This window comes from Aquabacterium sp. UBA2148 (genome assembly GCF_002328915.1).
In the GTDB taxonomy this organism is placed as follows: domain Bacteria; phylum Pseudomonadota; class Gammaproteobacteria; order Burkholderiales; family Burkholderiaceae_C; genus Aquabacterium; species Aquabacterium parvum.
Window position 1 is genome coordinate 1 of sequence record NZ_DCXA01000014.1, and the last position, 9951, is coordinate 9951.

Below are 9951 nucleotides of genomic sequence, written 5' to 3' on the forward strand. Positions count from 1 at the left end.
AAGGCCATGCACTTTTCGATGATCGACAACCCTGGGCGCATCGTCTCGACCGGGCTGAACCGCTGCATCGAGCGCGCCACGGGTGAGTTCATCGTGCGCCTGGACGTGCACACGGTCTACGCCGAGGACTACATCGCCCAGTGCCTGGCCACTTGGCAGGCCACCGGCGCCGACAACGTGGGCGGCCCCTGGCGGGCGCAAGGTGGCGAGGGCCCCCAGGCGCGTGTGCAGCGCGCCGTGGCGGCGGCTTTCCAGTCGAAGTGGGTGGCTGGCGGGGCCTTGTCTCGCGACCTGGCCCACAACGGCGAGGCCGACACCGTTTACCTGGGCGCATGGCCGCGCAGCACCTTCGAGCGCTTCGGTGGTTTCGACGAGAACCTGGTGCGCAACCAGGATGACGAGCACAACCTGCGCATCCACCGGGGCGGCGGGCGCATCTGGCAGTCGTCGTCGATCCGTTCGGTCTACTTCCCGCGCAGCAGCAAGGGCGATGTCTTTCGGCAGTACCGCCAGTACGGCTACTGGAAACCCTTCGTGATGAGAAAGCACGGTCAGGCTGCCGCGCTGCGTCACCTCGTCCCCGGCCTGTTCGTGGCCGCGCTGCTGCTGTGTGTGCTGCTGATGATCGCGGGCTCCGCCGTGGCCCTGTTGATCGAGCCAGGCCAGAATTACCGCCTGGGTGCGCTGTGGGTGTCGGCCGTTGGCACCGCCGGCCTGTTGGCGCTGACGCTGCTGTATGGCTCGGCCGTGCTGGCCGTGAGCTGGCGCATCGCCGGTGAAGCCGGGCGCGAGCTGTTCTGGCACCTGCCCGATGTGATTGCGGCCTACCATTTCGGGTATGGACTGGGCTCGCTCAGCGGGTGGTTCGATGCCTTGCTGCGTGGCAAGCCCGACCCGGCGTTCGGCCGCCTGACCAGGTGAGCGGCCGAGGCCCCTTTGCAGTCCTTCCAGCCTCTTTTGCCGCCGCCTTTTCCGCACCTCCTTCGCCCCTGACTTGCCCATGAGCACCGACAACAAGCCCGCCTTCCTGCCCTTCGCCCTGCCTGAAATCGGCGAAGAAGAAATCGCCGAGGTCGTCGACACGCTGCGCTCGGGCTGGGTCACCACCGGCCCGAAGGCACGCAAGTTCGAAGAGGCGTTCGGGGCCTTCCTGGGTGAGCCCGGGCTGCATTGCATCGCCGTGAACTCGGCCACCGCAGGCCTGCACCTGGCGCTCGAAGCGCTGGGCATCGGTCCGGGCGACGAGGTCATCACCACCACGCACACCTTCACGGCCACGGCCGAAGTCGTGCGCTACCTGGGCGCCGACGTCAAGCTGGTGGACATCGACCCGGCCACGCTCAACATCGACCTGGCCCAACTCGAAGCGGCCATCACGCCGAAAACGAAGGCCATCATGCCGGTGCACTATGCCGGCCTGGCGGTGGACATGGACGCGGTGCAGGCCATCGCGCGAAAGCATGGCGTGAAGGTGGTCGAAGACGCGGCCCACGCGCTGCCCACCACCTGGCGCGGCAAGCTGATCGGCTTGCACGACAGCGACGCCATCGTCTTCAGTTTCTACGCCAACAAGACCATGACCACGGGCGAAGGCGGCATGCTGGTCACGCGCAACGCCGAGCTGGCCGCGCGTGCCAAGGTGATGCGCCTGCATGGCATCAACCGCGATGCCTTCGATCGCTTCACGGCCAAGGTGCCGAGCTGGTACTACGAGATCGTGGCACCCGGCTTCAAGTACAACCTGACCGACATCGCCGCAGCACTGGGCCTGCATCAGCTGCAGCGCATCGAGGGCTTTCAGCACAAGCGCGAACACCTGGCGCAGCGCTTTGACGCAGCGTTGGCCGACCTGCCGCTGGTGCTGCCGCCGCGGCCCGTGCACGCGGGCGATCGCCATTCGTGGCACCTCTACGTGGTTCGCCTGAAAGACGAGGCGGGCATCACACGTGATCAGCTCATCCAGCAGCTCTTTGCCGATGGCATCGGCGTGAGCGTGCACTACATCCCGCTGCACCTGCACCCCTACTGGCGCGACCGCTACGACCTCCAGCCCGAGCAGTTCCCGCACAGCCAACTGGCGTACGAGCGCATGGTCAGCCTGCCGCTGTACACGCGCATGACCGATGCCGACGTGGACCGCGTGGTGGCCTCGGTGCGCAAGGCCTTTGGCCGCGCTTGATCCGAACCCGAGCCTGCCGCCGCCTTCGAGCCTTCGTTCTCCATGGCCAAACGCCTCTTCGACCTGCTGCTGTCTTCGATCGGTTTGCTGCTGTTGGCGCCGCTGCTGCTGCTGATCGCCGCGCTGGTCAAGCTCGACTCCCCGGGCCCGGTGATGTTCCGCCAGGAGCGCGTGGGCCGCTTCGGCCAGCCCTTTCTCATCCACAAGTTCCGCACCATGCGCCACGAGCCAGCCGGCCAGGGCCTGCAGATCACGGTGGGGGCGGACCGCCGCATCACGCGCGTGGGCGGCTTCCTGCGCGCCTCCAAGCTCGACGAGCTGCCGCAGTTGCTGGACGTCTGGCTGGGCGACATGAGCCTGGTGGGGCCACGCCCCGAGGTGCCGCGCTACGTGGCGCACTACCCGGCCGATGTGCGCGAGAAGGTGTTGTCGGTGCGCCCTGGCATCACCGACATCGCCTCCATCGAGTACCGCGACGAAAGCGCGGTGCTGGCCCGTGCCGTGGACCCTGAGCGCGCCTACATCGACGAGGTGCTTCCGCACAAGCTGGCGCTGGCGGCGCGTTACGTGGAGCGCTCCTCGCTGTGGTTGGACGTTTGGCTGATCTGGCGCACGGTGGTGGCCATCGTGCGCCGCTGAAAAAGTGATGAGAAGCTGGGCCGGGACTTAACAGGCGGCCCAAGTTGCCCAAGCGGTCTGGGTGGCCCAGGTTTCGCAGTCAGTCGGTGCCGCCAGCCAGCTGGGTCAGTTGCTGACGCAAGAGCGCCTGTTCTTGGGCCGAGAACATGCGTGCCATGCGCTCGTCGTGAGCCTGAACCGCCTGGGTGATCTCCACCAGGGCGGCCTGCCCGCGTGGGGTCAGCGACAGGCTGAAGGCGCGCCGGTCCTCTGGCACCGCTTGCCGCTGCATGTAGCCCAGCTCTTCCAGCGCGTCGACCAGGATCACGACACCCGATCGAGCGATGCCCAGCACCTTGGCCAGCTGGATCGGCTTGAGCCCCGGGTTGCGCGAAACGATGACCATGGCCGAGAAGCGCGGCGGTGTGATGCCCCATGGCGCCAGCGAGGTGACGAAGTCTTCGTAGAGGCGGATCTGAGCCCGGCGAACGGCATAGCCCAGCAGGGTGTCGAGCACGCCGTAGTCGATGCCGGGAACGCGTGGGACGAAGTGATCCGTGTCTTGCATGGGGTCAGTCTAGGAGCGCCGTCCCCGCCTGTGTGTCATCGGCTGCGACAGATGGGGCCTTTGTCGTCAGCAGGCGACGATGTTGACGGCCAGGCCCCCCAGCGAGGTCTCTTTGTAGCGGCTTTGCATGTCCGCGCCGGTCTGCTTCATGGTCAGGATGGCCTGGTCCAGGCTGACGCGGTGCTGTCCATCGCCCAGCAGGGCCAGTCGCGCGGCGTGCAGGGCCTGCACCGCGCCCACCGCGTTGCGCTCGATGCAGGGGATCTGCACCAGCCCGCCCACGGGATCACAGGTCAGGCCCAGGTGGTGCTCCAGACCGATCTCGGCGGCGTTCTCGACCTGAGCTGGGGTGCCACCCATGACGGCGCACAGGCCGGCCGCGGCCATGGCGCAGGCCACGCCCACTTCGCCTTGGCAACCGACTTCGGCGCCCGAGATGGAGGCGTTTTCCTTGCACAGCAGGCCGATGGCGGCGGCGGTGAGCAGGAAGTCTTCCATGCGGTGGTCGCTGGCGCCAGGCAGGTGGTGCATGGCGTGGTGCAGCACCGCCGGCACGATGCCGGCCGCGCCGTTGGTGGGGGCGGTGACCACGCGGCCCCCCGATGCGTTCTCTTCGTTGACGGCCAGGGCCCAGAGCGTGACCCAGTCCATCTGCTGCAGCGGGTCAGCCTGGTTGGCGTTGACCGTGAGCCGCTGGTGAACCTGCGGTGCGCGCCGCCGCACCTTGAAGCCCCCTGGCAGCTCGGGGTGGTGGGTTTGGTCGATGCCGCAACCTCGGCGCACGCAGGCATGCATCGCCTGCCAGGTGGCTTGCAGGCCGTCGCGGGTGGCCTGGTTGCTGCGCCAGTGGGTCTCGTTGCGGCGCATGAGGTCGGCGATGCTCAGGCCATGCTGAGTGCACAGCGCCAGCAGCTCACCTGCGCTGTGAAAGGGCAGGGGCAGTGCGTTGGGGCCGGGGGCGATGTCGGCTTGCCGTGCGGGGTGCTCGGCCACGTCCTGCGAGACCACGAAGCCGCCGCCGACGGAGTACCAGGTTTCGGTGAGCAGCGCTTGGCCCTTGGCATCGAGAGCCATCAACGTCATCGCGTTGGGGTGGAAGGGCAGGGAGCGCCGGCCATCGAGCACGAGGTCATGGTCCGGGTCGAAGCTGACTTCGTGTTCGTTCAGCATCGACAGGCGGTGCGTGTCGCGCACGGCTTGCAGCCAGCCAGGGATGGCGTCGATGGGCACCGAGTCAGGCTCGTGCCCCATCAGGCCGAGTTGCACGGCGCGGTCGCTGCCGTGACCTTTGCCCGTGGCGCCGAGGGAGCCGAGCAGCTCGCAGCGCACATGTGCCACGCTTGCCAGCAGGCCTTCGCGCTGCAACCTGAGTGCGAAGAGGCGCGCGGCCCGCATCGGTCCCACGGTGTGGGAACTGGAGGGGCCGATGCCCACCTTGAAGAGGTCGAACACCGAGATGGCCATGGTTTGCTCCCGATGTGGTCATCGTCGCATTTGCGGTGGGGGTGGCAACGGGGCAGACCCTGAGGCCCTTTGGGTGACTGTGAAATAGGGCTCGGTGTGTGTTGGGGGTGTTGGCTGTTTTGGTGTGGTGTGCCACGGTTGAGCAACGTTCAGGGGGCGAGGGGTGCCTGCTCAGGCCCTGCGCGGGGCACCACCGAGCGTGTTCACCATCACCCCTTGAACGCGAGCCAAGCAGATGCCGAGCCATGACACCGCACATGTCGGGCCTGCGCAGGCACCCCTCGCCCCCTGCCCGCGACACAACGTGGCAGGCGGAGAAGGAAGGAGGGCGGCGCTGTGCGTCGCCCTCCTTCCGCCAACCCCGCAGTGCGCGGTGGCTCAGGTTCGATGGGTGGGGAGCGTGTGAGCCGGCCCGACATGTGCGGTGTCATGGCTCGGCAACCACTTGATGGGTGTTCAAGGGGTGACCGCAGCAAAGCTCGGTGGTGCCCCGCGCAGGGCCGGATCACACGCACCCCGCCCACCGGGCCACGCACAAACCGCCGCACAAAAATCAAGCACCCCAATGCTGCTTCATGAACGCAGCCTGCCGTTCCAAAGCGCGCGTCGCACTCGGCATCAAGCCAGCATGGATCTGGAACACATGCCAGCGCCCCTTGTAGACCTCCAGCTCCACGTGCCGGTCAAAGCGCTTGGCAGCGTGCAGCAGCCACACCGAATCGTCGTGCAGCACCTCGATCTCACCGACCTGCACCAGCGTGGGCGGCAGCGTGCTGAGGTCTTGCCGCTTGGGGAAGGCCAGCGTGTGGTCGTGCCGCGGGCGGTACCAGGCAAAGCCCTGCATGCCCCACTCGATGTTGATCATCGGATCGAGCTTCTTGTAGCGCTTGACGCTGTCGCTGTTGAGCTTGGCGTCGAACGCGGGCGACATCATCACCAGGCACTTGGGCGTGGGCAGGCCTTCGAGCTCCAGCGCCTTGAAGAGCAGCAGCGTCAGGGTGCCGCCTGCCGAGTCCCCGCCCACGGCGATGTTCTCCGGCTTGTAGCCGCGCTTGAGCAAGTCCTTGAAGCCCTCGACCGAATCTTCGATCTGCGCAGGGAAGGGGTGCTCTGGCACGCGGCGGTAATGGATGGCCAGCACCTCGCAGTTGGCCAGGCGGCTCAGGCGCGAGGTGATGCTGCGGTGGCTGCGCGGGCTGCCGGCACAGAAAGCACCGCCGTGCAGGTACAGCATGGCGTGCTTCGGCTGCGGCGTGGCCTTGGGCGTGATGCGCTCGGCCGTCATGTTGCCCACTTTCACGTGCTCGACCTTCACCCCACCACCGGGCGGCATCGAAACCGACAGCGTGTGCAGCACAGCGCGCTGCAGGCCCACCGGCATCGGCGGCTTGATGACCGGCTTGAACAAAAAGCGCAGGCTGGCGCGCATCATCGTCGAGACGATGCTTTCCTGCAGGCCGGGGACCGGCTCGTAGGTGCGCTGAATGGGCGCGGTCGAAGGCGAAGAAGTGGGTGCGTTGTTCATGACGGCAGACATGGGCAGTCCTTGCGGTGCGGTGGCGAGCGCTCGCGGGCAAGTCGCCCGCTCAGCCCTTCAGGTCACGCTTGGCGAACAGCGTGGTCAGCGGTTGATACCACGAGCCCAGCACGCGCACCAGCTTGTCGAGGAACTTGGCGTCCAGGCCGACCAGCACGCGGCGCTGGTTGCCCTCCACGGCGCGCAGGATCTGCAGCGCGGCGCTTTCGGCGGTGGTGGTGTTGAGCAGCTTGTCGAAGTTGGCGCGGGCCTGCTCGGTCTTGCCACCGGTGGCTCGGTCCATGCTCTCGTCCATCTTGGCCGTGCGAGCGATGTTGGTTCGGATGCCGCCCGGGTGCACGCAGGTGGCGCTCACGCCGCAGGCGGCCATGTCGAGCTCCTGGCGCAGCGCCTCTGTGTAGCCGCGCACCGCGAACTTGCTGGCGTTGTAGGTCCCGTTGGTGGGGATGGACAGCAAGCCGAACAGGCTCGAGGTGTTGATGATGTGACCATCACCCGAGCGCTTGAGGTGCGGCAGGAAGGCCTGCGTGCCCCACACCACGCCCCAGAAGTTGATGCCCATGATCCACTCGAAGTCTTCCGCCTTGACGGTTTCGAGGAAGGCCCCCAACGCCACGCCGGCGTTGTTGAAAATCAGGTTGACCTTGCCGTGGTCGCGCGCGGCCTGATCGGCCCAGGCGTACACCTCGTCGCGATTGGCCACGTTGACCTTGGTGGTCGTGACCTTGACGCCGAACTTGCCTGCCAGGGCGGCGGTCTCGGCCAGGCCCTTTTCATTCACGTCGCTCAAAGCGAGGTGGCAACCGCGGCGAGCCAGTTCGAGGGCCAGGGTGCGGCCCATGCCGGATGCGGCGCCAGTGATGGCTGCGACCTTGTTCTTGAAGTCTTTCATCGTGCCCTCGGGTGGCCCCAAAAAAACGGCCCCATTGGGACCGCCTGGTTGTCGGATCGGTCGTGGCTGACGCCTGATCGCCCTCGGCAGACGCACTCTGGCGCTTTTCCGCCTTGGCGCGCCCCCCTGGACTGGGGCACCATGAAAGCCACTTCCCAGCGAAAATGTCGCCTCGGATGCCCTTTTTGTCGCGCAAGCACGCATCGATGAGAAAATCCGAGGTGCTGCCCCGACCCGACCCGTGGCGCCTGAACCTGGCGCAGGCCGGTTCGGGTCACGGTTCGCATCGACGCATTTTGACAATCGTCAATTTCAGAATGGTATTTGACAATGTCCGTTTCCAGACAAAGGGTTAACCCCGAATCCCCCTCCACCCCGGGGGCCACGGGCCGCCGCTATGGCGGGGTTGATTCGCAGGAGCGCCAGCGCCAACGACGCGCCCGCCTGATCGAAGCGGGCCTGGCCGTTTTCGGGGAACGCGGCTACCACCAGGCCACGGTGCGCGACGTCTGCCGCCAGGCCCAGCTCACCTCGCGTTATTTCTACGAGTCCTTCGGCAGCATGGAGGACCTCTTTCGCTCCGTCTACACCGACGTCAACCGCAACCTGATGCAGGCCACGATCCTGTCGCTGGCGGCCTGCCAGCCCGAGCCCGAAAAGCTCGCCGAGGCCGCGCTGCGCACCTTCCTGGAGTACATCCGCGACGACCCGCACCGCGCGCGCGTGGCCCTGATCGACGCGGTCAACGCTGGCGAAGGCATGAACATGCTGGCCGAGCAGGCCTCCAAGGACTTCGCCCACCTGATCGCCGGGTTCATGCAGCAGATGTTCCCGCGCCTGCCCGAGCTGGGCCTGGACGCCCTGATCCTGGCCAACGGCCTGGTGGGCGCCAACACCCGCATCGCCACGCAGTGGGTGGCCGATCGCTGCAGCACCCCGCTCGAAGACGTGCTGCGCAACCTGCTGAGCCTGTTCAAAGCCAGCATCGCCTACGCCCGCGTGCAGCTCGAAGAGCTGGACCAGGCACAGCTCAAGGCACGCAAGAGCGCCTGAGCGCCGCGCCCGGGTTCACCGGGCAGGCATCAGAGGAAAAGGCCTTCGAGCAGCGCCACCAGCCATTGCAGCGGGTTGACCGACAGCACTCGCTTGTGGTCGCCCACCTGGTCTTGCTCCTGCACGCGCAGGACGGGCTTGGACTCGTCGATCAGGTTCTCGTAGAAGGTGGCCACGCTCTTGATGTTGGCCTCTTCGATGCCGGTGCCGGTGAAGTCCAGCAGCGCCAGCGTGTGGGCCTTCAGGAAGGGGCGCCAGGTCGGGAAGTAGTAGCCGGAGGTTGCCGGGTTCTTGTCGAGCTGGGCTCGCCAGTTGGCCATGTCCTTGCGCCACAGCACGTTGATGGCCTGGTCCTTGGCCTTGCCACTCAGCGCCGCGATCTCGGGGTAGAAGCTCGTGTACGAGAAGGCCGAGAAGATGCCGTCTTCCTGGAACGCCATGTAGCCGAAGCGGTCCTTGGGGAAGACCTTGGGCAGACCGGTGTTGAGCGTCGACAGGTCGGAGACGTCGCCGGCCTCGGGGTACATCGCGATCAGCTCGGAGGCCACGCCATCCGGGCGGTCGACGCCCCACAGGCTGCGCACCTTGTTCTGCAAAGGCAGCGAGGGGTACTGGGCCGAGGTGCCGTTCTGAGGCGCAGGGAACAGGGGCCCGGAATCGGCACCCAGGGCCGACTTCTTGGGCTTGAGCGCCAGGCGCAGCACGCCGTAGTTGGCCGTCGCGCCCACGCCGCCAGCCGACGAGCCCGACACCAGCAGGTGCTCAGGCTGAGGCATGTTGGCGGCCATCCAGTCGCCCAAGGCCTTGGCGTTCTTGTAACCGCGGTGATGGTAGACGGTGGGCTTGGCCGGGTCGGCGTCGCTGTACGTCTGCACGGCGGCGCCGGTGTGCACGTCGCCCGTGCAGTAAGGCACGTAGACGATGTTCCAGCTCTGGGTGTAGACCTTGCCCAGCAGCGCGGTGCGCGTGATCAGCGGCGTGGCCATGCCGAACACGGCGGCATTGACCTGGCTGAGGTAGTTCTCCGGCACGCCGTTGGGGTTGGATGCCACCTCGGTGAGCTTGCCTTTGCCCAGGCAGCCGTTCTGATTCCAGCAGGCGCCACCGCCTTCGAAGTACACCAGCGTCTTGGTCGTCATCGGCGTGCGGTTGACGAAGACGCGCGCAGGCGTGCCGTTGCCGCAGGACGCGCCCGACGACACCGGCAAGGTCACCGGGGTCCACTTGTAGTAGTCGACAGCAGCCTGGGCCAGGGCGGGCAAGCCCATGGCGAAGGTGGCCAGCAAGGCGGTGCGGAAAAAGCTTTGACGCATGAACGCGGCTCCATGTTCTGGTTTGCGCGCCATCGTGCCTGCGCACCCGCCATTGGATGAATCGCGTTAACCCGGTGAGCGCCCCTGCGCCCCTCCACATGCATGGCGGGAAGATCCCGGGGGTCGATCGCGTCGCGTCACGGGTTGAGCGGCGGACCCCCGGGCCGCGCTCGCTTCGCGGCGCCAGGGCGCACGGCCTTGCCTGCCCCCTGCGCGCCAGCAGGGCGAGCCGCCCGGGTCAGAACCGCCACGCAAGGGTGCTGCACGCGTCGCGCCACGGCGATGGCGTGGTACTGCTCGCGCACCCCATCGGCCGGCCCCACCCAT

General features: G+C 67.0%; 9 protein-coding genes and 1 pseudogene. 4 read left to right on the forward strand and 6 right to left on the reverse strand.

Annotation, left to right across the window (positions count from 1 at the left end; all coding sequences use genetic code 11):
* The 3 genes from B2W70_RS00450 to B2W70_RS00460 form a co-directional block, all read left to right on the forward strand.
* Nucleotides 1–921 (forward strand): glycosyltransferase (locus B2W70_RS00450; protein ID WP_286741951.1); only part of this gene is annotated, 921 nt, incomplete at its 5' end.
* A gap of 79 nt (nt 922–1000) precedes the next feature.
* Nucleotides 1001–2179: a DegT/DnrJ/EryC1/StrS family aminotransferase gene (locus tag B2W70_RS00455; protein WP_286741953.1), complete on the forward strand. Its 1179-nt coding sequence runs from the start codon at nt 1001–1003 to the stop codon at nt 2177–2179.
* Nucleotides 2180–2221: 42 nt separating this feature from the next.
* Nucleotides 2222–2818 carry a sugar transferase gene (locus B2W70_RS00460; RefSeq protein ID WP_286741955.1) on the forward strand — a complete coding sequence of 199 codons (597 nt, stop codon included), beginning with the start codon at nt 2222–2224 and terminating at the stop codon, nt 2816–2818.
* A gap of 79 nt (nt 2819–2897) precedes the next feature.
* Here the strand turns inward: B2W70_RS00460 and B2W70_RS00465 are convergent, their stop codons facing one another.
* The 4 genes from B2W70_RS00465 to B2W70_RS00480 form a co-directional block, all read right to left on the reverse strand.
* Entirely contained in the window at nt 2898–3365 is a 468-nt protein-coding gene (locus B2W70_RS00465) for a MarR family winged helix-turn-helix transcriptional regulator (protein WP_058086699.1), read from the reverse strand.
* A 66-nt stretch (nt 3366–3431) separates the two neighbouring features.
* Entirely contained in the window at nt 3432–4829 is a 1398-nt protein-coding gene (locus tag B2W70_RS00470; protein WP_286741958.1) for an L-serine ammonia-lyase, read from the reverse strand.
* 553 nt (nt 4830–5382) lie between these two features.
* Nucleotides 5383–6366: an alpha/beta hydrolase gene (locus B2W70_RS00475; protein WP_286741960.1), complete on the reverse strand. Its 984-nt coding sequence runs from the start codon at nt 6364–6366 to the stop codon at nt 5383–5385.
* 49 nt (nt 6367–6415) lie between these two features.
* The gene (locus tag B2W70_RS00480; RefSeq protein ID WP_058088287.1) at nt 6416–7258 is read right to left on the reverse strand and encodes an SDR family NAD(P)-dependent oxidoreductase; all 843 of its coding nucleotides are present in this window, start codon (nt 7256–7258) and stop codon (nt 6416–6418) included.
* A gap of 330 nt (nt 7259–7588) precedes the next feature.
* Between B2W70_RS00480 and B2W70_RS00485 the strand changes: the two genes are divergently transcribed.
* Entirely contained in the window at nt 7589–8311 is a 723-nt protein-coding gene (locus B2W70_RS00485) for a TetR/AcrR family transcriptional regulator (RefSeq protein ID WP_286741969.1), read from the forward strand.
* A gap of 29 nt (nt 8312–8340) precedes the next feature.
* Here B2W70_RS00485 and B2W70_RS00490 read toward each other — a convergent pair whose 3' ends face one another.
* Entirely contained in the window at nt 8341–9624 is a 1284-nt protein-coding gene (locus tag B2W70_RS00490) for a pectin acetylesterase-family hydrolase (protein ID WP_286741963.1), read from the reverse strand.
* Between the two features lie 137 nt (nt 9625–9761).
* Nucleotides 9762–9951: pseudogene (locus B2W70_RS00495) on the reverse strand (hypothetical protein); the annotation flags it as partial.